23 protein-coding genes and 1 pseudogene are annotated in these 25,394 nt (G+C 67.2%); 17 read left to right on the top strand and 7 right to left on the bottom strand.

The features are described from left to right. The 11 genes from A5750_RS17375 to A5750_RS17425 form a co-directional block, all read left to right on the top strand. On the top strand, window positions 1-575 hold a 575-nt coding region (locus tag A5750_RS17375), incomplete at its 5' end, for an MCE family protein (RefSeq protein ID WP_197505454.1). Beyond that, a complete protein-coding gene (locus A5750_RS17380; protein ID WP_066951882.1) occupies window positions 572-1,612 on the top strand; it encodes a virulence factor Mce family protein in 1,041 nt (346 codons plus the stop codon). The genes A5750_RS17375 and A5750_RS17380, both read left to right, overlap by 4 nt. Next, window positions 1,609-3,201, top strand: a complete 1,593-nt coding sequence (locus tag A5750_RS17385; RefSeq protein ID WP_066951879.1) for a virulence factor Mce family protein — start codon at window positions 1,609-1,611, stop codon at window positions 3,199-3,201. Before A5750_RS17380 ends, A5750_RS17385 begins: the two co-directional genes overlap by 4 nt. Further along, window positions 3,198-4,811, top strand: coding sequence for a virulence factor Mce family protein (locus tag A5750_RS17390; RefSeq protein WP_067264462.1), 1,614 nt, complete (start codon window positions 3,198-3,200; stop codon window positions 4,809-4,811). The genes A5750_RS17385 and A5750_RS17390 overlap by 4 nt, the downstream gene beginning before the upstream one ends. Window positions 4,812-4,846: 35 nt before the next feature. Then, window positions 4,847-5,998: a virulence factor Mce family protein gene (locus tag A5750_RS17395; RefSeq protein WP_066951872.1), complete on the top strand. Its 1,152-nt coding sequence runs from the start codon at window positions 4,847-4,849 to the stop codon at window positions 5,996-5,998. Then, window positions 5,992-7,542 (top strand): virulence factor Mce family protein, encoded by a 1,551-nt coding sequence (locus A5750_RS17400; RefSeq protein ID WP_066951869.1) that lies wholly within the window; start codon window positions 5,992-5,994, stop codon window positions 7,540-7,542. Before A5750_RS17395 ends, A5750_RS17400 begins: the two co-directional genes overlap by 7 nt. Beyond that, window positions 7,512-8,351 (top strand): Mce protein, encoded by an 840-nt coding sequence (locus tag A5750_RS17405; protein ID WP_066951866.1) that lies wholly within the window; start codon window positions 7,512-7,514, stop codon window positions 8,349-8,351. The genes A5750_RS17400 and A5750_RS17405 overlap by 31 nt, the downstream gene beginning before the upstream one ends. Next, window positions 8,348-9,319 carry an RDD family protein gene (locus tag A5750_RS17410; RefSeq protein ID WP_066951863.1) on the top strand — a complete coding sequence of 324 codons (972 nt, stop codon included), beginning with the start codon at window positions 8,348-8,350 and terminating at the stop codon, window positions 9,317-9,319. The genes A5750_RS17405 and A5750_RS17410 overlap by 4 nt, the downstream gene beginning before the upstream one ends. Further along, window positions 9,316-9,870 (top strand): mammalian cell entry protein, encoded by a 555-nt coding sequence (locus A5750_RS17415; RefSeq protein ID WP_066951860.1) that lies wholly within the window; start codon window positions 9,316-9,318, stop codon window positions 9,868-9,870. The genes A5750_RS17410 and A5750_RS17415 overlap by 4 nt, the downstream gene beginning before the upstream one ends. Then, the gene (locus A5750_RS17420; protein ID WP_066951858.1) at window positions 9,837-10,547 is read left to right on the top strand and encodes a mammalian cell entry protein; all 711 of its coding nucleotides are present in this window, start codon (window positions 9,837-9,839) and stop codon (window positions 10,545-10,547) included. Before A5750_RS17415 ends, A5750_RS17420 begins: the two co-directional genes overlap by 34 nt. Before the next feature lie 18 nt (window positions 10,548-10,565). Continuing rightward, window positions 10,566-11,240: a YoaK family protein gene (locus A5750_RS17425; RefSeq protein WP_067264467.1), complete on the top strand. Its 675-nt coding sequence runs from the start codon at window positions 10,566-10,568 to the stop codon at window positions 11,238-11,240. On the opposite strand, the gene A5750_RS17430 is transcribed toward A5750_RS17425, so the two are convergent. The 4 genes from A5750_RS17430 to A5750_RS17445 all read right to left on the bottom strand — a co-directional run bounded on the left by A5750_RS17430 (window position 11,233) and on the right by A5750_RS17445 (window position 15,411). Next, window positions 11,233-12,339 carry a phosphodiester glycosidase family protein gene (locus A5750_RS17430; RefSeq protein WP_156664351.1) on the bottom strand — a complete coding sequence of 369 codons (1,107 nt, stop codon included), beginning with the start codon at window positions 12,337-12,339 and terminating at the stop codon, window positions 11,233-11,235. The two genes, A5750_RS17425 and A5750_RS17430, sit on opposite strands and share 8 nt — an antisense overlap. A gap of 79 nt (window positions 12,340-12,418) precedes the next feature. Then, entirely contained in the window at window positions 12,419-13,801 is a 1,383-nt protein-coding gene (locus A5750_RS17435; RefSeq protein WP_066951851.1) for a YhgE/Pip domain-containing protein, read from the bottom strand. A 34-nt stretch (window positions 13,802-13,835) separates the two neighbouring features. Then, window positions 13,836-14,561: a pirin-like bicupin family protein gene (locus A5750_RS17440; RefSeq protein ID WP_067264473.1), complete on the bottom strand. Its 726-nt coding sequence runs from the start codon at window positions 14,559-14,561 to the stop codon at window positions 13,836-13,838. A 4-nt stretch (window positions 14,562-14,565) separates the two neighbouring features. Next, window positions 14,566-15,411 carry a MarR family transcriptional regulator gene (locus tag A5750_RS17445; protein ID WP_067264489.1) on the bottom strand — a complete coding sequence of 282 codons (846 nt, stop codon included), beginning with the start codon at window positions 15,409-15,411 and terminating at the stop codon, window positions 14,566-14,568. 108 nt (window positions 15,412-15,519) lie between these two features. Between A5750_RS17445 and A5750_RS17450 the strand changes: the two genes are divergently transcribed. Continuing rightward, complete coding sequence (locus A5750_RS17450; RefSeq protein WP_082959138.1) at window positions 15,520-16,653, top strand: dihydrodipicolinate reductase; 1,134 nt, start codon at window positions 15,520-15,522, stop codon at window positions 16,651-16,653. Here the strand turns inward: A5750_RS17450 and A5750_RS17455 are convergent. Then, entirely contained in the window at window positions 16,650-18,059 is a 1,410-nt protein-coding gene (locus A5750_RS17455; RefSeq protein ID WP_067264476.1) for an alpha/beta hydrolase domain-containing protein, read from the bottom strand. The two genes, A5750_RS17450 and A5750_RS17455, sit on opposite strands and share 4 nt — an antisense overlap. Continuing rightward, window positions 18,056-19,184: pseudogene (locus A5750_RS17460) on the bottom strand (sigma-70 family RNA polymerase sigma factor). Before A5750_RS17460 ends, A5750_RS17455 begins: the two are co-directional and overlap by 4 nt. On the opposite strand from A5750_RS17460, the gene A5750_RS17465 reads away from it, so the two are divergent. The 4 genes from A5750_RS17465 to A5750_RS17480 all read left to right on the top strand — a co-directional run bounded on the left by A5750_RS17465 (window position 19,123) and on the right by A5750_RS17480 (window position 23,479). Continuing rightward, window positions 19,123-19,971, top strand: coding sequence for an alpha/beta hydrolase (locus A5750_RS17465; RefSeq protein WP_156664352.1), 849 nt, complete (start codon window positions 19,123-19,125; stop codon window positions 19,969-19,971). The pseudogene A5750_RS17460 and the gene A5750_RS17465 overlap by 62 nt on opposite strands. Window positions 19,972-20,094: 123 nt before the next feature. Then, window positions 20,095-20,844 carry a DUF2786 domain-containing protein gene (locus A5750_RS17470; protein ID WP_067264483.1) on the top strand — a complete coding sequence of 250 codons (750 nt, stop codon included), beginning with the start codon at window positions 20,095-20,097 and terminating at the stop codon, window positions 20,842-20,844. Beyond that, window positions 20,841-21,353: a TIGR04338 family metallohydrolase gene (locus A5750_RS17475; RefSeq protein ID WP_067264486.1), complete on the top strand. Its 513-nt coding sequence runs from the start codon at window positions 20,841-20,843 to the stop codon at window positions 21,351-21,353. Before A5750_RS17470 ends, A5750_RS17475 begins: the two co-directional genes overlap by 4 nt. A 50-nt stretch (window positions 21,354-21,403) precedes the next feature. Then, complete coding sequence (locus tag A5750_RS17480; protein ID WP_067264495.1) at window positions 21,404-23,479, top strand: beta-glucosidase; 2,076 nt, start codon at window positions 21,404-21,406, stop codon at window positions 23,477-23,479. A 108-nt stretch (window positions 23,480-23,587) separates the two neighbouring features. Here A5750_RS17480 and mymT read toward each other — a convergent pair whose 3' ends face one another. Further along, window positions 23,588-23,734 carry a metallothionein MymT gene (gene mymT / locus A5750_RS25460; RefSeq protein WP_073877879.1) on the bottom strand — a complete coding sequence of 49 codons (147 nt, stop codon included), beginning with the start codon at window positions 23,732-23,734 and terminating at the stop codon, window positions 23,588-23,590. Between the two features lie 569 nt (window positions 23,735-24,303). Between mymT and A5750_RS17485 the strand changes: the two genes are divergently transcribed. Continuing rightward, on the top strand, window positions 24,304-25,365 hold the full coding sequence (locus A5750_RS17485) for an LOG family protein (protein WP_066951839.1): 1,062 nt from the start codon (window positions 24,304-24,306) through the stop codon (window positions 25,363-25,365). Window positions 25,366-25,394: the final 29 nt, after the last annotated feature.

Genomic DNA, 25,394 nt, shown 5'->3' on the forward strand with positions numbered 1-25,394 from the left:
ACGCGCAGCAGAAGGATCTGGACCAGGCGCTGTTGTCGGCGGCCGGGTTCGGCAACACCGGCGCCGACATCTTCAACAGGGGCGGCCCGTACCTGGCGCGCGGCGCCCAGGACCTGGTGCCCACGGCCCAGCTGCTGGACACCTACAGTCCGGAGCTGTTCTGCACGCTGCGCAACTACCACGACATCGAGCCCAAGGCGTCCTCGTTCCTGGGCGGCAACGGCTACTCGCTGAACGCCCACACCGAGGCGCTGTCGGGGCTCGGGTTGCTGGCCAACCCGGTCTCGGCGGTGGTCACGCTCGCCAGCCTGGTTGGCGGGCTGGCCGGGCTCGTCGGCGGCGCGCCGAACCCGTACACCTACCCGGAAAACCTGCCGCGGGTGAACGCGCGCGGCGGGCCGGGGGGCGCCCCCGGTTGCTGGCAGCAGATCACCCACGACCTGTGGCCCGCGCCCGAATTGGTGATAGATAGCGGCAACAGCCTCGCGCCGTACAACCACCTCGACACCGGATCCCCATACGCCATCGAGTACGTCTGGGGCCGCCAAGTAGGGGATAACACGATCAACCCATGAAAATCTCCGGAACAATCGTCAGGCTCAGCATCTTCTCGTTCGTGCTGCTGGTCTTCACTGTGATGATCGTCGTCGTATTCGGGCAGATGCGGTTTGACCGCACGAACGGCTACTCCGCGGAGTTCACCAACGTCAGCGGGTTGCGGGCCGGCCAGTTCGTCCGCGCCTCCGGCGTCGAGATCGGCAAGGTCAGTTCCGTGAAGGTTGTCGACGGCGGCAAGCGCGCGCGGGTGGAATTCAACATCGACCGCTCGGTGCCGCTGTACCAGTCGACGACGGCGCAGATCCGGTACCTCGACCTGATCGGTAACCGCTACCTGGAGCTCAAGCGCGGCGAGGGTGAGGCCGCCGAGAAGGTCCTGCCGCCAGGCGGTTTCATCCCAATGTCGCGGACCTCGCCGGCGCTCGACCTGGACGCCCTGATCGGTGGTTTCAAACCGCTGTTCCGGGCGCTGGACCCGCAGAAGGTGAACACCATCGCGACGTCGCTGATCACCGTGTTCCAGGGTCAGGGCGGCACCATCAACGACATCCTCGACCAGACCGCGCAGCTGACCAACCAGCTGGGTGAGCGGGACCAGGCGATCGGCGAGGTCATCAAGAACCTGAACATCGTGCTGGACACCACGGTTCGCCACCGACAGCAGTTCGACCAGACGGTCAACAACCTCGAGGTCCTCATCACCGGACTGAAGGACCACGGTGACCAGCTGGCGGGCGGCACCGCGCACATCAGCAACGCGGCCGGGACGGTCGCCGACCTGCTCGCCGAGGACCGCGGGCTGCTGCACAGCACCCTCAACTATCTGGATGCGGTCCAGCAGCCGCTCATCGACCAACGCGATCAGCTGAACGACTTCCTGAAGAAGGTGCCCACGGCGTTGAACATGATCGGGCGCGCCATCGGCTCCTACGGCGACTTCGTGAACTTCTACGCCTGCGACATCACGCTCAAGATCAACGGGTTGCAGGCCGGCGGCCCGGTCCGTACGGTCCGGCTCTTCCAGCAGCCGACGGGTAGGTGCACGCCGCAATGAGAACACTTGAACCGGAAAACCGGGTTCGCATCGGGCTGATGGGCATCATCGTGACGCTGCTCGTCATCGGCGTCGGTCAAAGCTTCACGAGCGTGCCCATGCTGATGGCCAAACCGCACTACTACGGCCAGTTCACCGATACCGGGGGTATCGCTGTCGGTGACAAAGTGCGAATCGCCGGCGTGGACGTCGGCAAGGTCGAGGCGCTCAATATCGAGGGCGACCACATCCTGGTCAAATTCAATCTCGGCACCGCGACCATCGGCACCGAGAGCCGGCTGGCGATCAAGACCGACACCATCCTCGGGAAGAAGATCCTGGACGTCGAGGCCCGAGGCAATCAGCAACTGAGGCCCGGCGACTCGTTACCGATTGGTCAGAGCACGACGCCCTACCAGATTTACGACGCGTTCTTCGATGTCACCAAGGCGGCCCAGGGCTGGAACATCGACACGGTCAAGGAATCGCTGCACGTGCTGTCGCAGACCATCGACCAGACCTATCCGCATCTGAGCGCGGCGCTCGACGGCGTCGCCAAGTTCTCCGACACGATCGGCAAGCGCGACGAGCAGGTCAAGCACCTGCTCGCCCAGGCCAACCAGGTGGCCAGCGTCCTCGGCGACCGTAGCGAGCAGATCGATCGCCTGCTGGTCAACACGAAGACGCTGCTGGCCGCCTTCAACGAACGCGGCCAGGCCATCAATGCGTTGTTGGCGAACGTCGCCGCCTTCTCCGAACAGGTCAAGGGCTTCATCAACGACAATCCGAACCTCAACCACGTGCTCGAACAGCTGCGCACGGTCAGCGACATCTTGAAGGAGCGCAAGGACGACGTCGCCGCGGGGCTCACCGAGGTCGGCAAGTTCCTGCCGTCGCTGAACGAGGCCATCGCGTCGGGACCGTTCTTCAAGGTGGTTCTGCACAACCTCGCGCTGTACCAGATCATCCAGCCGTGGGTCGACGCCGCCTTCAAGAAGCGCGGCATCGACCCGGAGAACTTCTGGCGCAGCGCCGGCCTGCCCGAATTCCGGTGGCCCGACCCCAACGGCACCCGGTTCCCCAACGGGGCACCGCCTCCGGCACCCCCGGTGCTGGAGGGCACGCCGGAGCACCCGGGGCCGGCCGTCCCGCCGGGATCGCCATGCTCCTACACCCCGGCCAACCCAGGCGGCAACGTCACCGTCGGCGACGAGGGCCTGCCGCGGCCGTGGAATCCGCTGCCTTGCGCCGGTGGTGGCATCGGACCGTTCGGCGGCCCGGGCTTCCCGGCTCCGGTCGACGTGATGACCTCGCCGCCGAACCCGAACGGTCTGCCGCCGACCCCGGGCATCCCGATCGCCGGGCGGCCGGGCGACCCGCCCCCGGACGTCCCGGGGACGCCCGTGCCGCTGCCGCCGCAGGCACCGCCGGGCGCGCGCACCGAGAACCTGGCGCCGGCCGGACCGACGCCGCCGCCGTCGACCTTCGCGCCCGGGTTCCCGCCGGGACCGGCGGCCCCACCCGGGCCGGGGAACCAGCTGCCGGCACCCTTCATCAACCCGGGCGGATCGGGCGGCAGCGGCGCTGCCGGGGGAGGTAGCCAGAATTGAGCACCGCCTTTGATATCCGGAACATCCGACTACCGAAGCTGACCCGGGCGACCGTCATCCTCGGGTCGCTGGTGATCGTGCTGGCCCTGGTCGTCGGGTTCGTTGGCTGGCGGCTCTTTGAGAAGCTGACCAACAACACGGTGGTGGCCTACTTCCCGGCGGCCAACGCGCTCTACCCCGGGGACAAGGTCCAGATCATGGGGTTGCGGGTCGGCGCGATCGACAAGATCGAGCCCGCCGGCGACAAGATGAAGGTCACCTTCCACTACGAGAACAAGTACCGGGTTCCCGCCAACGCCAACGCGGTGATCCTGAACCCGACGCTGGTGGCGTCGCGGGCCATTCAGTTGGAGCCGGCCTACAAGGGCGGGCCGGTGCTGGCCGACAACGCCGTGATTCCCGAGGAGCGCACGCAGGTCCCGGTGGAGTGGGACCAGCTGCGCAACAGCATCACGAACATCATCTCCAAGCTGGGCCCCACGCCCGAGCAGCCGACCGGCCCGTTCGGTGAGGTCATCGAGTCCTACGCCAACGGGCTGGCCGGCAAGGGCAAGGAATTCAACACCACGCTGAGCAACCTGTCGCAGGCGTTGACCGCGTTGAACGAGGGGCGCGGCGACTTCTTCGCGGTGGTGAAGAGCCTGGCGCTGTTCGTCAACGCGCTGCACAAGGACGACCAGCAGTTCGTCGCGCTGAACGAGAACCTGGCGGACTTCACCACGCGGCTCGCGCACAACGACCACGACCTTTCGAACGCGATCGAGCAGTTCGACGGTCTGCTGTCCACCGTGCGCCCGTTCCTGAACAAGAACCGCGAGGTGCTGACCTACGACATCAACAACCTGGCGACGGTGACGAACACGATCCTGCAGCCGGACCCGCTGAACGGGCTGGAGACCGCGCTGCACGTCCTGCCGACGGCCGCGGCGAACATCAACCAGATCTATCACCCGTCGCACGGGTCGGTGGTCGCCATCCCGGCGATCACGAACTTCGCCAACCCGATGCAGTTCATCTGCAGCTCGATCCAGGCGGGCAGCCGGCTCGGGTATCAGGAGTCGGCTGAGCTGTGCGCGCAGTACCTGGCGCCGATCCTCGATGCGATCAAGTTCAACTACCTGCCGTTCGGCGTCAACCTGTTCAGCACCGCCGAGACCCTGCCCAAGGAAGTCGCCTACTCGGAAGATCGGCTGCACCCGCCCAACGGATACAAGGACACCACCGTGCCCGGCATCTGGGTCCCGGACACCCCGACGTCGCACCGCAACACCCAGCCCGGCTGGATCGTCGCGCCTGGGATGCAAGGCCAGCAGGTCGGGCCGATCACCGCGGGTTTGATGACCCCGGACTCGCTGGCCGAGCTCATGGGAGGCCCCAACATCGCGCCCGTCCAGTCGAACCTGCAGACGCCGCCGGGGCCGCCGAACGCGTACGACGAGAACCCGATCGTGCCACCCATCGGCCTGAACGCGCCGGTGCCCATCCAGCCGCCGCCGCCCGGACCGGGCGTGGCCCCGGGTCCGGTGGCCCCGACGCCGGCGCCCGTCGGGGCGCCCGCGCCGAACGCCGGTGGGCCTGCGGTGCCGACTGACTTCGGGGGTGGCCAGTGAGGAGCAAGCCGAACCGACTTCCAGTGAGGCGCGCAATGAGTCTGGTTCGCCGCCGGGCCTGGCAGGCGATGGTCCTGCTGGTGGCCGCGCTGGTGCTGAGCTCGTGCGGCTGGCGCGGGATCTCCAACGTGGCGATTCCGGGTGGCCCGGGCAGCGGCTCCGGCGCCATGACGATCTACGTGCAGGTGCCGGACACCCTGGCGATCAACGGCAACAGCAAGGTGATGGTCGCCGACGTCTTCGTCGGGTCGATCAAGTCCATCCAGTTGAAGAACTGGATCGCCACCCTGACGCTGGGTATCGACAAGAACACCAAGCTGCCCAAGAACGCCATCGCCAAGATCGGTCAGACCTCGCTGCTGGGCTCCCAGCACGTCGAGCTCGCCTCCCCGCCGAACCCGTCGCAAGAACTGCTCAAGAGCGGCGACACCATTCCGCTGAAGAATTCCTCCTCGTATCCCACCACCGAGCAGACCCTGGCCAGCCTCTCGCTGATCCTGCGCGGCGGTGGCATCCCCAACCTGGAGGTGCTGCAGAACGAGGTCTACAACATCTTCAACGGGCGGGGCGAGGCGATCCGGTCGTTCCTCGGCAAGCTGGACACCTTCACCGACCAGGTCAACCAGCAACGCGATGACATCACCCACGCGATCGACTCGACCAACCGGCTGCTCACCTACGTGGGTGCCCGGGCAGACGTCCTCGATCGGGTGCTCACCGACATCCCACCGCTGGTCAAGCATTTCGCCGACACCAAGAACCTGCTGATCAACGCCGTCGACTCGGTGGGACGACTCAGCCAGGCCGCCGACCAGTACCTGTCGGAAGCCCGCGGGCCGCTACACACCGACCTGCAGGCGCTGCAGTGTCCGCTCAAAGAGCTGGGCAAGGGCTCGCCGTATCTGATCGGCGCGCTGAAGCTGATCCTGACGCAGCCGTTTGACATCGACACCGTGCCGAAGATCTTCCGCGGCGACTACATCAACATTTCGCTGACGCTCGACGTGACCTACAGTTCCGTCGACAACGCGTTCCTCACCGGCACCGGATTGTCGGGGGCACTGCGGGCGCTCGAGCAGTCGTTCGGGCGTGACCCCGAGACGATGATCCCCGACGTCCGCTACACGCCGAACCCGAATGACGCGCCCGGTGGGCCACTGGTGGAAAGGGGGGACAGGAATTGCTGACTCCTTTCATCAGACGCCAGTTGATCGCGTTCGGAATCCTGACGGTCATCTCGCTGCTCGTGCTCGGGGTGTACTACCTGCAGATCCCGAGCCTGGTGGGCATCGGCCGATACACGCTGAAGGCCGACCTGCCCGCGTCGGGCGGCCTGTATCCGACGGCGAACGTCACGTATCGCGGCATCACGATCGGCAAGGTCACCGACGTCGAGCCGACCGAGCGGGGCGCCAAAGCGACGATGAGCATCGACAGCCGCTACAAGATCCCGACCGACGCGACGGCCAACGTGCACTCGGTGTCGGCCGTCGGTGAGCAGTACCTGGATCTGGAATCGGCCGGGAACCCGGGCAAGTTCTTGTCGGACGGTCAGACGATCACGAAGGGCACTGTGCCCGCCGAGATCGGGCCGGCGTTGGACACGGCCAACCGCGGGCTCGCCGTGCTGCCCAAGGACAAGATTGCCCAATTGCTCGACGAGACGGCGCAATCCGTGGGTGGATTGGGTCCCGCCCTGCAGCGGCTGGTGGACTCCACGCAGGCGATCGTCGGCGATTTCAAGACCAACATCACCGACGTGAACGACATCATTCAAAACTCGGGCGGGGTGCTGGACAGCCAGGTCAAGTCGGGCGATGCCATCGAACGCTGGGCGCGCAACCTGAACAAATTGGGCGCGCAGTCCGCGCAGGAAGACCAGCACCTGAAAAGCGTGCTGCGCCAGGCGGCGCCGACGGCCGATCAGGTCAACGAGGTGTTCAACGACGTGCGGGATTCGCTGCCCCAGACGCTGGCGAACCTCGAGGTGGTGTTCGACCTGCTCAAGCGTTACCACACCGGCCTGGAACAGGTCCTGGTGTTCCTGCCTCAGGGCGCGTCGATCGCCCAGACGGTGGCCGCGCCGTTCCCCAACATGGCGGCACTGGACCTGGCGTTGTCGATCAACCAGCCGCCCCCGTGTCTGACCGGCTTCATCCCGGCATCGGAGTGGCGGTCGCCGGCTGACACCAGCCTGCAGCCGTTGCCGTCGGGCACCTACTGCAAGATTCCGATGGACACCCCGGCCAACAGCGTGCGCGGTTCGCGCAACATCCCGTGTACGGACATCGAGGGCAAGCGGGCGGCTACCCCCCGGGAATGCCGCGACCCCCACCCGTACGTCCCGGCCGGGACCAACCCCTGGTATGGCGACCCCAACCAGATCGTGACCTGCCCGGCCCCCGCGGCGCGCTGTGACCAGCCGGTGAAACCGGGTCAGGTGATCCCGGCGCCGTCGATCGACACCGGCCTGAACCCGGCGCCCTCGGACCGGGTGTCGGGGACGCCCCCGCCGACCAGCGACCCCTTGTCGCGGCCGGGGTCGGGTACCGTGCAGTGCAACGGCCAGCAGCCCAACCCGTGTGTCTATACCCCCGGTGGACCTCCCGTGGCGGTCTATAGTCCCCAAAGCGGTCAACTGGTAGGGCCAGACGGAGTTAAATACTCCGTCGAAAACTCGGCCAGAACAGGAGACGACGGATGGAAGGAGATGCTGGCGCCAGCCGGCTGAACCCCCCACCCATGCCGAAGTTACGTCGTCTGCGCAGGCGGCGTCCGAGGAGCCAGGACCCGGCGATCGCCGCCGAGCAGACCAATCCCGACGTGACGATTGAGGATTCGGCCGAACCCGAGGACGCCACCGAAGCGACCAGCGCCGACGGGACGGGCTCGATCGACGAAGCGGCGACGGCGGACGAGCCGTCGGCCGACGAGGCGCCCGCGGCGGAACCCGAGGCTGCGACCGAGGAGACCGGTCCCGCGGCCGCCGCCGAGGAGCCGCCGGAACCCGAAGCCGAGCTCGGGGCGGCAGCCGTACGGCGCGAGTCGCGGTTGGGCCGCGGCTGGTTGGCAGGCATCTCGGCGGTGCTCGTGCTCTGTGCCGCGGGCGTCGGCGCCGGTGGATACTTCGCGTTGCGTTACCACCACGAAAGCCAGGTGATAGCCCGCAACGATGCCGCGGCGCTCAAGGCGGCCGTCGATTGCGTTTCGGCGACCCAGGCGCCCGACACCAACGCGATGGCGGCGAGTGAGCAGAAGATCATCGACTGCGGCACCGACGCCTTCCGATCCCAAGCGCTGCTCTACACCAGCATGCTCGTTCAGGCGTATCAGGCCGCCAACGTTCACGTCCAGGTGTCGGACATGCGTGCGGCCGTCGAACGCAACAACCCCGATGGTTCGGTCGAGGTGCTCGTCGCGGTCCGCGTCAAGGTCGCCAACGATCAGACCCAGAACGAAACCGGGTACCGGCTGCGCGTGAAGATGGCGCAGGCGGAAGGGCAGTACAAGATAGCGAAGCTCGACCAGGTGACGAAGTGACGGTGGTGGTCGAGAAGCCACCGGCCACGGCCGTCCAGGAGTCCCCGCGGAAGGCGTTGGCGCCCTGGCATATTCGCGCCGGCGCGCTCGCCGTCGACGTCCTGCCCGGTACCGCGGTGGTGGCGACGATGGCGCTGGCCGGTTTCACCGTGCCGCCCGGCGGCGTGTGGTGGTGGCTGTGCATCGCGGTCATCGGGGTCGTCGTCCTGCTCGTGTTGGTGAACCGGCTGCTGCTGCCGACAGTCACCGGCTGGAGCGTGGGGCGGGCGCTGTTCGGCATCGCGGTGGTGCGGCGCAACGGCGAACCCATCGGACCGTGGGGGCTGCTGCTGCGGGACCTGGCGCACCTGCTCGACACCGTATCGGTGGTGGGATGGCTTTGGCCGCTGTGGGATTCGGGGCGCCGCACCTTCGCCGACATGCTGCTGCGCACCGAAGCGCGGCGCCGGGAATCGGCCGAGCCGGCGTTCGACGTTCGGCGGTGGACGACGGTGGTGGTGCTGGGCGCGGCGGGACTTTGCCTCGCGGGTGCGGTGATGAGCTATGCGGCGGTGTTCTCCCGGGATCGGGCCACCGACCAAACGCGGGCACAGCTCGACACGCAGGGCCCGAAGATCGTCGCGCAGATGCTGACCTACGACCCGAAATCGTTGCACGACGATTTCAATCGCGCCCTGTCGTTGGCGACCGACAAATACCGGAAGCAGCTGTCCGACCAGCAGGACATGGTGCAGAAGGGCAACCCGGTCATCAACGAGTACTGGGTGACCGACCACGCGATCCAGTCCGCGTCGCCCGATCGGGCGACAATGCTGATGTTCATGCAGGGGCGGCGCGGCGCGGCGCCCGATGAACGCTACATCTCCGCCACCGTTCGGGTGACTTTCGTCAAAGACGGCGGCGGCCGTTGGCTCGTCGACGATCTCACGGTGCTCACCAAGCCCAAACCGCCCGGGAGTGGAAAATGAGCCCCCGCCGCAAGTTTCAGCCGGGCGAGGAGCCGCTGCTGGTCGCGCACCCGGTGCCGCCGGGGCGACCGTGGGGTCTGCCGCTGGCCACCGCCCTCGCCGCGCTCGTCATGACGGTCGCGATCACGGTGTGCACCCTGATGCTCATCAACCATCAAAGCCGAGAGCGCGCCGCGTCGAAGAATCGCGAGGTGCTCAGCTACGTGACCGGCTTCATGACGCAGTTCACCTCCATCGATCCCTTCCATGCCAACGACTACGTGATGCGGGTACTCGCCCAGGCGACCGGCGACTTCGCCAAGGAGTACCGCGACAAGGCGAACGAGATCTTGCTGCAGGTGGCCCGGGCCGAACCGGCCACCGGCACCGTCCTGGACGCGGGGGTGGAGCGATGGAACGACGACGGCAGCGCCACCGTCATCGTGGCCACCTCGGTCAGCTCGAAATCGCCGGACGGTAAACAAGTTTGGGAAAACGCCAATCGGTGGACGGCGACCACCACGCAGGAAGGAAGCCAGTGGAAGATCAGCAACCTGCAGCAGGTGATCTAGCCGCCGACGGGAGCGCCGCCGCAGAGGAGGCGGCGACCGAGGAGCGCGCCGAGTCGGTGGATGCCGACAAAGACTCCTCTGCCGCAGCGGAATCCACGACCGACGACGCCGAAGCCGAGCCGGCCGAGACGCAGCCCGCCGGTCGCAAACGGCGCAAATGGCTGGCCGGTAAGCGGCTGGCCATCACCGTCGTCGTGGCCGCCTTGCTGTTCGTCGGGTCGGCGGCCTTCGCCGGCGCGGCGGTGCAGCCGTATCTGAGCGATCGGGCCGCCGCGGCGACGAAACTCAAAGTGGCGAGGACGGCGGCCGACGCGATCACCACCCTCTGGACGTACACGCCGGAGAACATGGACACCCTCGCCGACCGCGCGTCTCGCTACCTCAGTGGGGATTTCGAGGCGCAGTACCGTAAGTTCGTCGACGCCATCGTGGCCCCCAACAAGCAGGCCAAGATCACCAACCACACCGATGTCACCGGCGCGGCGGTCGAGACGATCGACGACGCCAATGCGGCTGTCATCGTGTACACCAACACCACGTCCACCAGCCCGCTGACCAAGAACGTGCCGTCGCTGAAGTACCTGTCCTACCGGCTGTTCCTGAAGCGCGTGAAGAGCCGCTGGCTGGTGACCAGGATGACCACGATCACGTCGCTGGATTTGACGCCGCACGTCTAACGCGGTCTGCTACGACCCATGGCTGTTACCTCGCCGGTGTCGGAGCGATCGACCGTCGCGGCGTTGTTGCTGTTGACCTTCGCCACCGGCCTGGCGGACTCGATCAGTATCCTGGTGCTCGGCCACGTGTTCGTCGCCAACATGACGGGAAACGTTATCTTCCTGGGTTTTTGGCTGGCGCCCAGGACGAGCATCGACCTGACGGCGGTCGTGGTGGCGCTGCCCACCTTCGTGTGCACCACGATCCTCAGCGGCCGGATTTCCCGGCTTTTCGCCGACCGGACGCGGCAATGGATCACCACCGTATTGTCAATGGAGATAACCCTTTTGGTGGTCCTGGCGATCCTGGCCGGCACCGGGATCCTGCGATATCACGACAACACCAAGCTGATCATGATCGGCATCCTCGCGGTCACGTTCGGTCTGCAGCACTCGAGCGCCCGCCAGTTCGGCATCAAGGAACTGTCCACCACGGTGCTGACGTCGACGATCGTCAGCCTCGGTCTGGACAGCCGCCCGGCCGGCGGCACGGGCGATCGGCAAACGTTGCGTCTCGGCGTCGTGTTGACGATGTGTGCTGGTGCGTTCCTGGGGGCGACGATGTCACGATTCGTCGTCGCGCCGGTGTTCGCCGTCACGGCGGCGGTGGTGGCGGCCAGCCTCTTGATATTCCGCTTCGGCCGGGCTAGTTGAAGGCCAGCCAGCTGGGTAGCGCCCGCTCGTGCGAATCGCAGAGCACCTGCCGGGTGTCGCAGGAGCCCCGCGGCGAGCCCGCACCGGCCCACATGCCGCCGGTGTCGCGGCGCAACACGATGGCCGACGACCCGCCCCCGTCGAGCAGCACGGCGTTGTCGCTGCCCAGCCCGCGGAACAGGTCTTGCATGTTGTCCGGCGTGTAGCTGCCGCCCTCGAAGACGTACATCTCGTCCTTCTGCCGCGAGTACGCCAAAGCCGTTCGCGCGGCGCTCGGTCCGCCGTCGCGCAGCTGCCCGGTCTCGCCGGGCGCCAATAGCCCGATGCCGGATACCGCCACGAACCGCTCGTTCTTGTTCAGGAGATCCTGGACCACCGGAGTCGCGGAATCGTAGTCGCTCTTGGTTTTGGGCCACACCACGTACGGCGCACCGCCGGACGGCAGGATCATCGTCGTCAGGGCGCTCCAGTTTTCGCCACCGCCGGACAGGCCCTGCTTGCCGGGGTAGGCGAGGGTGCCGGTGACGGCCTGGTTGGCCCGGCCCTGCCCGTGGGTGTTGTCCACGAAGGCGCCCAGCGGTGAGCTGCAGCCGGTCTGGCGCCACGAGCCGGCCTTCTGCCCGCGCACGTCGAAGAAGTTCGCGTTGATCGCGATCGTCGGTTGACCCATCCGCTGCCACGCCTGCAGTGGCGCATAGAGTTCCGATGCCTGCCAGAGCCCCTCTCCGGTGCGGGCCCCGGGATTGTTCTCGCAGCGGGCCTGATCGCCCTGATGGGTGTCGACCAGCAGGTGGGGCGAGAGCCGTCCCGCCGCGTTCTTGATGATCATCAGGTGGCCGCCGTTGTTCATCTCATACCAACTGCCGCCGGCGTTGAGCATCGGTGCGGGATGGCCGGGGCCGAAGTTATAGACCAGGTAGGAACCCTTGGTGGTGTTGATGGCGTTCGCCAGCAGATCGCGGCCGTCGGCGGCGTGCGCGACCGGCAGTCCCGTGCACGCCAGGGCGACCCACGCGACCGCGGCGGCGCAGCCGGAAAGCAGCCGGCGCAAGCCCGCGCGTCGGGTCAGCACGATCGCCCTTTCCGCCGTGATCTCGATGCAACATCAACATCATCAGTCACATCCGTAACACTGTCAATCTAAGTAACGGGCGGATGACGCTTGGGCAGCGTTCGAATTACGTTTCCCCGCTTGAGCTTTCGCGCTCAGTGGCGATCGTCCGCTCGTGCTTGCCCTGGCGCGCCTGGTGTTGGGCCTGGTGCTCCATGGCGATCGCCGTCTCGACCGCCCCGGGGATCCGGTGATACCCCTTGCGGTCGTACAGGTGGGTGATGACGCCGCCGAGCAGCAGGCCGATCGCGAGGCCGATTGCGGTCATGATCAACGCCTGCGATATCCCGGTATCCGCATGGCCCTTGAAGTACAGCAGCGACCGAGCGCCCAGGAAAACCTGATGCATGGGCTCGAATTCGGCCAGCCAGCGGAAGAAGGGCGGCGTCGCCTCCAGCGGGACCGTGGCGCCGGCCGACGGCAACCCGAGGATCACGAAGATCAGCATGCTGACCAGCAGGCCGCCCGTGCCCAGCACCGAGAGCAGCGAGCTGGAGGTGATGCCCACCGCGGCGATCGCGAACACCCCGTACGCCCAGAGCTGCCAGCCGAGATCGATGGGCATTCCGAGCCCGTGGGCGATGGCCACGTAAACGGCCGAGGTGAGCAGCCCCAGCAGCAGCATGATGGCCCACTTGAGCAGCAGGGTCTGGAAGCGCGAAATTCTGACCTGCTCGGCGAAGCGATACACCGGGCCGAATTCGGCTGGTACGTAACCGAGTAACGCATCGACGAGGGTGCTGACCACGATGCTGCCGGTGAACCCCGCGAGCAGCAGCAAGAGCGCGTAATAGAAGGCCGACAGCCCGTTGCCGGTGCCGTTGGGCAGCGGGTTGTACACAGTCGACTCGATCTCGATCGGAGTGGAAAGGCCCTCTTCGGCGGCTCCGGCGAGCGGGGCGCCGCCCGTCTGCGCCTTGACCTGAGCCAGAAGTCGTTCGCCCACTTCGCCATTGGCCACGCCCATCGCCATGTTCAGGGTCTGGCCGGCGATGCTGGCGCCGAGAGTGCCGGCCCGCGGATTGGTCGAAATCGTGATCACGGGCCGTTCCGCAGGACCGGGAAGCAGCGCACTCGTCCCCAGGTCCCGCAGCTTCGACGAGAAGCTCGGCGGTATCAGCACCGAACCGTATACGTGACCCGTCTCCAGTTGATGCCTGGCCGTGTCACGGGGGAGCACGCGGACGTCGAACTTGTTCTTGTCCAGGCCGTTCACCAAGCGCCCGGTCAACTCCGCGCCCCCCGGCCCGGCATCCTCGTTCACCACGGCGATGGGGAAGTGCCGCAGGTTGGTCATCGGGTTCAAGATGCCGCCCAGGTACAGCGCGCACAACGCCGACATCAGGGCCAGCGTGATGACCAGCGGCGCCGCCCAGAAGCGTACGGTCCGGACCGCCTTGATGTTCCGGTTGGGGTTCGGCGCCGCGTGTTGCGATCGCGTTTGAGACATGCCGGCTCCTGTCTGTCACGCCCACTCTATGGGCTCAGTCGCCGAGCTTCGCGTGCATCTCCCAGACCAATAGCTCCGATGGCTCGTTCGCCGTCACTCGCCGGCCGGCATCGTCGGCGAACCGAACGGCGTCACCCTCCTGCAGGTCGCCCACGCCTTCGCAGTTGAGTGCGCCCCGAGCCGTGTATAGGTGCAGGTAGGGCGCTTTGGGAAGGGTCACCTGGTCGCCGGTCCGCAACCGCCCGGCGTGCAGCGCGGCATTGCGGTTGTGCAGGGCGATCGCACCGCCTTGCCCCGGGATGCCGGAGGCGATCGTCACGAGTGTGCCGTCCAACAGCTTCGCGTCGATCTCGTGCTGTTGATAGCCCGGGGCGATGCCGGCCTCGTCGGGCACCACCCACATCTGAACGAAATGCACTGGCTCCGTGGACGATTTGTTCTTCTCCGAATGCAGGATTCCACTGCCCGCCGACATGCGCTGGGCCAGACCAGGATAGATGACGCCGCGGTTGCCGATGGAGTCCTGATGTGCCAGTTCACCCCGCAAGACCCAGGTCACGATCTCCATGTCCCGGTGCGGATGCGTGTCGAATCCGGTTCCGGGCGCGACGATGTCGTCGTTGTTCACCAGGAGTAGTCCGTGGTGCGTGTTGTCCGGGTCGTAGTGGTCGCCGAACGAGAACGAGTGCCGGGAGGTCAGCCAGGGCGTGGTGGTGACGGCCCGCGCATCCGCGCGACGAACTTCCGCGTGGGCTGCCATGCCGTCAGTCTAATCGGCGGCGCGGTGAGGCCACCGTCGCGGTGAGCAGTCCTTGGGCATGCCGGAGGGCGGCGTCGAGCTCGGGCAGGGTCAGCGTGGCGGGGCGGCCCAAGTGGATCTCGATCTGGTACTCGGGCTGGGCGTCCGGCCCGAAAATCGGCAGGACCACGAATTCAGCTGCCCCCAAGTCGCTTTCGAGGGTGTCGGTGACCGATTGCAGCGTCACCATCGTCATCAGGGTGGTGAGCTGACGGGTGACCCGGGCCGTCGGCTCCAGGGACGCGAGCACGTCCGCCAGCCGGTTGTGCAGCGACTGATGGGTGTCGTCGAAGCGCCACGCGCCGTAGCCACGCGCGCGGATAGCGGCGAGCACCCGCTGGTGTTCCGTGATTTCAGACCGGGTCAGCCGCGGTAGCACTCGTTGCAGCCAGGCGTTGACCAACTCCTCCTCGCGCCAGGCCATCGCCACCAGGCCGAACGGCGGGTCGATGGGGAAGCGCTGGCCGACGGCCTGTCCGCCGTCGGTGCCATGGCCGACCGCGTCGACGGTGGTCAGGTGGCGGCCGCCGATTCTCGACATCGAGCAGCCCGCGCGGAGCGTCTCGTGCAGGAATCGCAGCGCCGCGCGGCCGCGGTCCAGCAACGGAAACTGCTCGCGCAGGCCGTGCACCAGCCCGAACAGGCCGCTGCCGAGCACATACCGCCGATCTTCGCGACGGGCCACCCAGGCTCGCCCCTCCAGCTCGGCCAGCACCAGGGCGCAGGTGGAGGTGCTTATCGCGCAGCGCTTCGCCAGCTCGGCCGACGCCAGCCCGCGCGGGGAATCGGCAAGCGCGGCAAGGACATCCATCACGCGGCCGGTGGGCGGCGATTTGGCGGTTGACGTACCGATGCACACCTCCCTACGATCCGTCCAAAATACAAGGATAACCGTCCTAATATTAGGAGATATTCCGTCATGATCAAGGTGGCAGTGTGGGGGCCGGGTTCCATGGGGGTGATCGCGCTGCGCGGCGTGATCGACCACCCGGAGTTGCAGCTTGTCGACCTTGTCGTGCACAGCGATGCCAAGGCGGGCCGCGACGCGGGCGAGCTGTGCGGGTCCGGGCCGGTCGGGGTGGTGGCCACCCAGGACCCGGCGGCGCTGCTCGCCGGCGAGGCCGACGCGGTGGTGTACGCCGCCGGCGCCAACCTGCGACCGCTGGACGCCGTCAAGGACATGGTCTCGATCCTGCGGGCCGGCAAGAACGTGGTGTCCTGTTCGGTGGTGCCGCTGGTTTTCCCCGACGGGGTTGACGCCGCTTTCACCGACCCGCTGCGGCAGGCCGCGCACGACGGCGGTGCGTCGTTCTTCACCACCGGCATCGACTCCGGGTTCGCCAATGACGTTCTGCCGCTGGTGCTTACCGGGGTTTCGAGGTCGATCGATTCGGTGCGGGTGACGGAGATGTTCAACTACGCCACCTATCCGGACCGGGCGGCGGTGTACGAGATCCTCGGGTTCGGCAAGCCGCCGGAGTACCAGGCGTTTGCGGCCCAGCCCGGGATGTTCGCCTTCGGCTGGGGGCCCGTTCTGCACCAGCTCGCCGCCGGCCTGGGGGTCAAGATCGACAACATCGAGGAAGGCAACGAACGTATTCCCGCCACCGAGTCCTTCGACACGCCCACCGGCCACATCGCCGCCGGGACCATCGCGGCCATGCGCTCCACGTTGACCGGATACGTCGGCGGCAAGCCAACTTTCATCCTCGACCATGTGACCCGGATGCGTGACGACGTCGCGCCGGACTGGCCGCAGCCCAACATCTCCATCCCGCCGAAGGACCTCGGCTACGGGGCCGCCTCCGGGCGCGGCCTGTATCGGGTGGAGATCGAGGGATCCCCAAGCATGCGGTGCGAATTCGAGATGGCCGAAGACCACGACCATGACCTGGGTGCGCGCATCGCCGGCGCCTCGCGGATGGTCAACGCCATCCCCGCGGTGTGCGCGGCCCCACCCGGGCTGCTTTCGGCGCTGGACCTGCCCCTGATCACCGGGGCCGGCTTGGTCCGCCCGGTGGCGGGACCGCCGCCGGACAGCCGCCTGGTCTAGGGCCGGTCGCCCGGATAGGTGGCGGCGGCGAGTTCGAGGATCTCGGCCCGGTCCGCCGCCAGGATGAACCCGCTGCTGATCGACGCATCGAGGGCCGCGGTGAAGCGTTCCAGGTATTGCGTCATCCCCCCTGGGTAGAGGCGGCGCAACGTGTCGGCGTCGAAGAGTTCGCCGGAGCCGAAGAGCCCGGCCATGATGCCCTCGTCGCCACCGAGCCCGGAGGTTCGCGCGACCGGCACGTCCACCCACGGCGTTCTGACGCCGCCCTGCGCCAGGCCGTTGGCATCCGGAACGGGTTGCGGTCCATAGGCATCGTGCACCTGCATGGGCGCCGCGGTGTGCGCCGGCGCACCGGTGCCCACCCATGTGTTCAGCGCGGCGACCGCCGCCTGTGCCACGTAGTGGTGCTGTGGGGCGAAGTTGATGTTGTGCGAAAAGCGTTGTCCCAAAAGCACGTTGGTCGGCGCGTAGGCGGCGACGAGGTGCGTGAGCGGTACCGAACCGCTATCGATAGGCGCCACCTGGATGGTGTAGTTGTCGGCGTGCGCGGCGCCGGGAATCTCCCAGACCCGCAGCCATTGGTTCTCAGGCTGTCTGGCGAAGAAATAGCCCTCCCGTGCGCCACCGAAGAGATCGGTCTCGGTGATGATCGTCAGCAACGGCACCCGCAGGTCCGGGCGGAATGCGACCGCTTGGGGCGCACCGGTTTCGTCGAAGATGGAGGTTCCGTCGAGCGGTGCGGCGGGGCCGAACCTCGAATGGACGAAGAAGCCGTCGTACGTCGCGGCCATTGGGTCGACCGCGTTGACGTAGGTGGTGAGAAACATCGCCGACTGCGACTCGCCCAACGCAATGATGTGCCGGGCCCGCAGATCACCCAAAACCCCTGTGCCGCTGGGGCTTTTGATCAGCCCGCCGATCTGAGAAAAGATGTCGTAGGAGAAGGCGTCACCCGGGTGGCGCAGGGGCGCATAGCGCGTCGGGTCCTGGCTCTTCAGCGACATGTCGACCCCGAGCAGACTCGCGCCACCGTCGATCCCGACCCGCTGGGCCGAGACGGCGACGTACGCGTAGCCCGCGCGAATGATCTCCCGGTGCGCCATCATCCACACCGCGGGCGCGTCGATGCCGCCGCTCACGTTGAGCCATTCGACCAGCACCGTCCCGTTGAACCGTGCGGGATCCGCGGGTGTCAACACCACCATGCGGGTGGTGTAATCCGCTGTCGCGGAGGGTGTTACGCTCCACCGGCCGTCGGGCTCCAGAGCCGCCGCGGGGGCATACGAGGTGGCCGTCCCGGACACAAAGAACTCCTCGGTGCGGTAGCCCACGTCGGCGAGGTCGAAAGCGCCCAACAGCAGCAGGGGCCGCCCGGGTGCGGGTGTGATGTCGAGCGGGCCGGTCATAGCGAATCGGGCAGCCCGAACTTCGCGAACAGCTTCTCGTCGAGGAACGCGACCACATGTGACACCCGGTCGCCGCGCACGTCCAGCACGTGCAACTGGAAGGGGACGTGCCGGTCCCCGGCCCGCATGTACATCGCGGCGCCGGGCTGGCCGTTGGCGACCAGCGGCAGGAGTCGCATGTCGCCGGGGGACTCGGCGGGGCATTGCTGATGAATGAGGGTGACGATGTCCCGCGCACCCTGGTACCAGCCGGTGTAGGGCGGCATCTCCCAGATCGCCTCGGCGGTGAACAGCTCCACCAGGCGGTCGATGTCGTAGCTCTCGAAGGCGGCGATGTAGCGGTCCAACAGGTCCTGCGTCTCGGCCGAATCCGGTGCCGCCAACCGGTCGTCGGCGCTGGGTCCGACGGCGTCCAGCTGGGAGCGGGCCCGCTGCAGCAGGCTGTTGACGGCGATCGTGGTGGTACCGATGGCCTCGGCCACCTCGGCGGCCTTCCACTGCAGCACGTCGCGCAGCAGCAGCACTGCTCGCTGCCGGGGTGAAAGGTGTTGCAGCGCGGCGACAAACGCCAACCGCACCGACTCGCGCGACCCGACGATGACCGACGGGTCGGCCGGGTCATTCGTCGGATCCGGAAGCGGCTCGAGCCAGGGCACCTCGCGGCGCTCCTGCAGCTCGGCGGTCGGGTCGGCGCTGGGCGCGCCCAGGCCGGTCGGCAAGGGCCGGCGTTGCCGGCCCTCCAGCGCGCTCAGGCATGTGTTGGTGGCGATGCGATGCAGCCACGTCCGCACCGAGGACTTGCCTTCGAAGCTGTCGTAGGCCCGCCACGCCCGCAGCAGCGTTTCCTGAACCAGATCCTCCGCGTCGTGCAACGACCCGGTCATCCGGTAGCAGTGGGCGAGCAGCTCACGACGGTACGGTTCGGCATGCGCCGAGAAGTCCCCGTCGACCGTCGGGACGAATTCGGAGTCGGCGGTGTTTTGCGCGAGCAGCCCCACGATGGGAGAGCCTACGGCAGTGTCTGGCGCGGCGACCTGCGGCGGGAGCCATTACGCTGCCCGTAATGACTAGGACCGTGGTGAACCGCGACGAACGGAACTTCGACGGATTCGGCGGCGTGCGCATCGTCTACGACGTCTGGACACCCGACATCGCGCCGCGGGCGGTGGTCGTCCTGTCGCATGGTCTCGGCGAGTATGCCCGGCGTTACGATCACGTCGCTCAGCGTTTCGGTGCGGCGGGCCTGGTCACGTACGCGCTGGACCACCGCGGGCACGGCCGCTCGGGCGGCAAGCGGGTGCTGGTGCGGGACATCTCCGAGTACACCGCGGACTTCGACAGCCTGGTCCGGATCGCCACCCGCGAGCATCCCGGGCTCGAGTGCATCGTGCTCGGGCACAGCATGGGCGGCGCCATCGTGTTCGCCTACGGCGTCGAACGCCCCGACAATTACGACCTGATGGTGCTGTCCGGGCCGGCGGTGGCGGCGCAGGATCAGGTCTCGCCGCTGATGGTGCTGGCTGCCCGGGTACTCGGCGCCCTGGTGCCCGGCCTGCCGGTGCAGGAGCTCGACGTCGACGCCATCTCCCGGGATCCCGCGGTGGTGAAGGCATACAAGAACGATCCACTGGTGTACCACGGCAAGGTCCCGGCCGGCATCGGTCGGGCCCTGTTGCAGGTCGGCGAGACGATGCCGGAGCGCGCGCCGGCGCTGACCGCGCCGCTGCTGGTGGTGCACGGATCCGACGACCGTCTGATCGCCGTCGCTGGCAGCCGGCGACTGGTCGAGTGCGTGGGCTCCACCGACGTGCAATTGAAGGTTTACCCGGGGCTTTACCACGAGGTCTTCAACGAGCCGGAGCGCGACCAGGTGCTTGGCGACGTGGTCTCGTGGATCACCGCCCGGCTCTGAGCCGAATGTGTCGGATCGCTCCCGTAGTTTGGCGCATATGACGCGCGCCGGCGACGATGCAGAACGAAGTGATGCGGTGGGGGTGCCCCCAGCCCCGAAGCGGCGAGGGGGAGAGCGGCGCATATGACCGACGACAAAATGCTGGCCCGCATCGCCGCGCTGTTGCGTCAGGCCGAAGGCACCGACAACCCACACGAGGCGGACGCCTTCATGAGCGCCGCGCAGCGGTTGGCGACGGCGGCCTCGATCGACTTGGCGGTGGCGCGTTCGCACGCCGCCAATCGCTCGCCGGCCCAGGCGCCGACCCAGCGCACCATCACGATCGGAAACGCGGGCACCAAGGGGTTGCGGACGTATGTGCAGCTGTTCGTGTTGATCGCCTTGGCCAACGACGTGCGCTGTGATGTGGCATCGAATTCGACGTTCGTTTACGCCTACGGGTTCGCCGAGGACATCGACGCTACCCACGCGTTGTACGCCAGCCTGGTCGTCCAGATGGTGCGGGCGTCGGACGCCTACCTCGCGTCGGGCGCGCACCGGCCCACGCCGACCATCACCGCGCGGCTGAACTTCCAGCTGGCCTTCGGGGCGCGGGTGGGCCAGCGCTTGGCGGAGGCGCGCGACGAGGCCCGGCGCGAGGCCACCAAGGACCGCAGGCGCCCACCGGGCACCGCTATTGCTCTGCGGGACAAGGATGTCGAGCTACATGACTACTACCGGAGCGCATCGAAGGCGCGCGGCACCTATCAGGTGAGCCGGGCGACGTCCGGTTATTCCTCGGCGGCGCGGCGCCGCCGCGACCGCGCCGGTCGGCGGGCGCGGCTGGGCAACAGCCCCGAACTGCCCGGAGCGCGCGCCCCGCTGGGCCGGTGAGCCCGGCGCGGTCCGGCAAGCGGGACTCCCAGCGAGCCAAGGTGTACGCGGCCGAGGAGTTCGTCCGGACGCTGTTCGATCGTGCCGCCGAACACGGGTCGCGCACCGTGGACTTCTTCGGCGCGCAGCTCACGCTCCCGCCGGAGGGACGATTCGGCTCGGTCTCCGCTGCCCAGCGCTATGTTGACCAGGTGCTTGCGTTGCCGGCGGTGCGTCGGCGGTGGCCCTCCGCCCCGCCGCTGCGGGTGCGCCCGCGACAGGCCGCCACCGCGGCCCACTACGAATTTCGTGATGGCGCAGGCATTATCGCGGTCCCCGACCGCGACACCGCCGACTGGGCGCTGCGCGAGCTGGTGGTTCTCCACGAAGTCGCGCACCACCTGTGCCAGGCCGAGCCGCCCCACGGCCCGGAGTTCGTCGCGACGTTCTGCGAGCTGGCGGAGCTGGTGATGGGGCCGGAACTCGGGCACGTGCTGCGCGTCGTGTACGCGAAAGAGGGTGTGCGGTGAGCTCGTTCGGCGGCGACGCGGATGCCCGGGCGCGCGAGGTCGAAGCCCGGATGACCGACGACGAGCGATTCGCGTTGCTGGTCGGGGTGATGGGTGCCGGTGAAATGTGGCCCGTTCGCGACGAGCGCATCCCGCCGGATGTTCCGATGAGCGCCGCCTACGTCCCCGGCGTTCCGCGGCTGGGCGTGCCGGCGTTGCTGATGAGCGATGCCGGGCTGGGTGTGACCAATCCGGGCTATCGCCCGGGCGACACGGCCACCGCGCTGCCCGCCGGGCTGGCGCTGGCCGCCGGCTTCGACCCGGCACTCGCCCGCGCCGCGGGTGAGGTGATCGGCCGGGAGGCCCGCAGCCGCGGGTTCAACGTGCAACTCGCCGGCGCCATGAACCTCGCGCGCGACCCGCGCAACGGACGCAACTTCGAATACCTATCCGAAGACCCGCTTTTGGCCGCGGCCATCGCCGCGGAGTCGATCGACGGCATCCAGCGGCAAGGTGTGATCTCGACCGTCAAGCACTTCTCGCTGAACTGCAACGAGACCAATCGGCACTTCTTGGACGCGGTCATCAACCCCGACGCGCATCGCGAATCCGACCTGCTGGCCTTCGAGATGGCCATCGAGCGCGCGCGGCCCGGTGCCGTGATGGCCGCCTACAACAAGGTCAACGGAACATACGCCGCCGCCAACGAAATCCTGATCAACGGGGTGCTGAAAGATGCCTGGGGATACCGGGGCTGGGTCATGTCCGACTGGGGGGCGACGCCGTCCTGGGAGTGCGCGCCGGCCGGGCTGGACCAAGAGTGCGGGGCGCAGATCGACGCGCTGCTGTGGCAGTCGGAGACATTCGGTGCGCCGCTGCGGGCCGCCCACGCCGACGGCAGGCTGACCCACGAACGCCTCTCGGACATGGTCCGGCGGATCCTGCGGTCGATGTTCGCGGTGGGCGTCGACCGTCCCGAAGGCGCGCCCGCGCCGGACATGGCCGCGCACAACGAAATCGCGTTGCGGATCGCCCGGCAGGGAATCGTGCTGTTGACCAACCGCGGGCTGCTCCCCCTGGCGCCGGAGTCGACCGCCCGGATCGCCGTCATCGGCGGATATGCCCACGCCGGGGTGCCCGCCGGCTACGGGTCGAGCACCGTCGTCCCGCCGGGTGGTTACGCGGCCGTCATCCCGATCGGCGGCTCGGGGCTGGAGGCCGGGCTGCGCAAGCTGCACCTGCTGCCGTCCAGCCCGCTGGACGAGCTGCGAAAACAATTCCCCAGCGCCGAAATCGAGTTCGACCCCGGCGCCAGTCCCGCCGAGGCAGTCTTCGCGGCGCGGCGTGCCGACATTGCCATCGTGTTCGCGATCCGCGCCGAAGGGGAGGGCTTCGACATCGCCGACCTGTCGCTGCCCTGGGGACAGGACGCGTTGATCTCCGCCGTGGCGGCCGCCAACCCCAACACCGTCGTGGTGCTCGAAACCGGCAACCCGGCGGACATGCCCTGGCGGGACTCGGTCCAGGCCATCGTGCAGGCCTGGTACCCGGGGCAGTCCGGCGGGCGGGCCATCGCGGAAGTCCTTGCCGGCCAGGTCAATCCGTCGGGCCGCCTGCCGATCACCTTCCCGGTCGACCTGCGTCAGACGCCGCGCCCCGAGCTGCCCGGCCTTGGCCTGCCATGGGGGGAGCCGAGCACGATCGACTACGTGGAGGGATCGGATGTCGGCTACCGCTGGTTCGCCACCACCGGTGAGGCCCCGATGTTCGCCTTCGGTCATGGGTTGTCGTACACCGACTTTGCGTACCGCGATCTGGCGGTAACCGGAGGGGACACGGTGACCGCAAGCTTCAGCGTCGTCAACACCGGCGACCGCGCCGGCGCCGACGTCCCGCAGCTGTATCTGACCGCCGACCCGGACCGAGAATGCTTGCGGTTGCTGGGATTTGAACGGGTCGAGCTCGAGCCGGGCGCCACCCGCCGCGTCACGATCGAGGCCGACCCGCGCCTGCTCGCCCGCTACGACGGCAGCGTGGGACGCTGGCGCATCAGGGCGGGCGGCTATCTGGTCGCGGTCAGCGCGTCGGCGGTCGCGCCGCGGCTGGCGGCGGCGGTGCAGCTCGCCGGTCGTACGTTCGGGCGCTGATTCCCGGCCGCATCGAGTGTGCGTTCACGACTTTGACTGTGCGCTCAGGGTTTGGTTTCCCCGGCGCGTCGCCGCCCTGGACGCACACTCGACGCGGGCCTCAGCGGATTACTTGACCGGGGTCAGCTCGTCGCCACAGGTGCAGCGGTACGGCTCGCCCGAACCTGAGCAGTGGCAGGGAACCTCGATGCGAACGCGGCACCCGCAGCCCTCGTGGCCACAGGTCAGTTCGGTGCCTGCTTCGTAATTTGCCATTTCACTCACCCATTCCTTTGTCGTGGACTCCTACGGCTGTGATCGAACACATCGTCACTATATACCCCCCACGGGTATCCGGGGAAGGGGCGCGAGGAAGTTCCGGTGTTCAACGCACTCTGAAGCAATCTGCTGTATCTGAATGCGTCGTATCGGGTCTGAGCGTGAGAGTCCTCGGCCGTCGTCGATTGGCCGCTCGCGCAGGGCTGTCTGGTCCCGCGCAAGCCGCAGAGACGCCGGCGGCTTCCGGGCGTCGACGAAGTCACTTCAGCTTCGCCCAAATCGCAGCATGGTTTGACGCTTGATGTACCGGGGCGGTCGTGTCATAGATCGGCCATGGATCCTTGGCGCTCCTTGTGCACCTGCCACTACATCGGTGACGTGGGATGGGCGACACGCGTTATTCGGCGGTTACACTACAGCTCATGTCTCTAGCGATGAGCGGTCCCATCCGTTGGGTAAGAGAAGAGCTCCCGGCGTGCGCAACCGAGATATGTTGCAGTACAACGCCGTTGTGACATTATGAACTCTCCCGAGAAGCCCTCGTACAAAACACAATAGGGATAGTCATGGCCAAGCAACCTATTGACGTGCCATTCCAGCCCATTCGGTACGAGCTCTATACGTCGATGGAGTTGATGGCCGGCTATGACATCACCAAACCCGACAGCATGGCTTCGACGCTGGACTTCCGCTCCTATCGCTATTTCATAGCCAACGGCGGTGCTGCACATACGGATCCCTACGCAGGCATGATCGAGGCGCTCCACGACAACTCGATAATGCAAGCCATGACACGACTACTCGAAGCCGTTGACAGGCCGACCGTCGCCATTATGGGCGGACATGACGCATCTCGGGACGCCCCGAACTATGCTCACGTAGTTGAGATTTCACGCCGGCTCACCAACAGCGGTTGCTTCGTTGCCAGTGGTGGCGGACCCGGCGCGATGGAGGCAACACATCTGGGAGCGTTGTTCGCACCTGCGAGTGACGACCAGGTTACGCACGCGCTGCAACAATTGCGGTCAGTTCCTGAGCTTCCCGCCAGCGCAAAAGTGGTCGGCGCCAGTGGTGAGATCGACATGGCCATCGTGCGCGAACTACACGCGTGGGCTAGGCCGGCATTCGAGCTCGCTGAAGCGCAAATCGGCAACGGCGGGCAGAGCCTGGCGGTACCAACCTGGTACTACGGAAACGAGCCGATCACTCCGTTCGCGACATCGGTTGCCAAGTACTTTCAGAACAGCATTCGCGAGGACGTACTCCTGTCGCTGGCCGCCAACGGCATCATCTACACACCAGGAACGGCGGGCACCCTGCAGGAAGTCTTTCAGGATGCGCGGCAGAATTACTATCTGACCCATCCAGAGCAGTTCGCCCCGATGGTCTTCTTCGGTGAGGATTATTGGACGAATGTCCTGCCGGTTCGTCCCGTCCTGCAAGCCTTATTCGTCAACAAGATGGGAATGTCGTTGAGCGATTTCGACCGGTTGGTCGCGATCGTCGACACGGTGGACGACGCCGTCGACACGCTGTTGGGACACGCACCGTCGAAAGCCAAGACGGCCCATCGCATGGAGGCGCTGGGATTCGGGCCAATGATGACCTTGGCACGCCAACCCAGATAAGGCAGGAGCGATCGACGGTGCGAGGGTGC

It is taken from the genome of Mycobacterium sp. 852002-51613_SCH5001154 (assembly GCF_001667425.1).
Taxonomy (GTDB): domain Bacteria; phylum Actinomycetota; class Actinomycetes; order Mycobacteriales; family Mycobacteriaceae; genus Mycobacterium.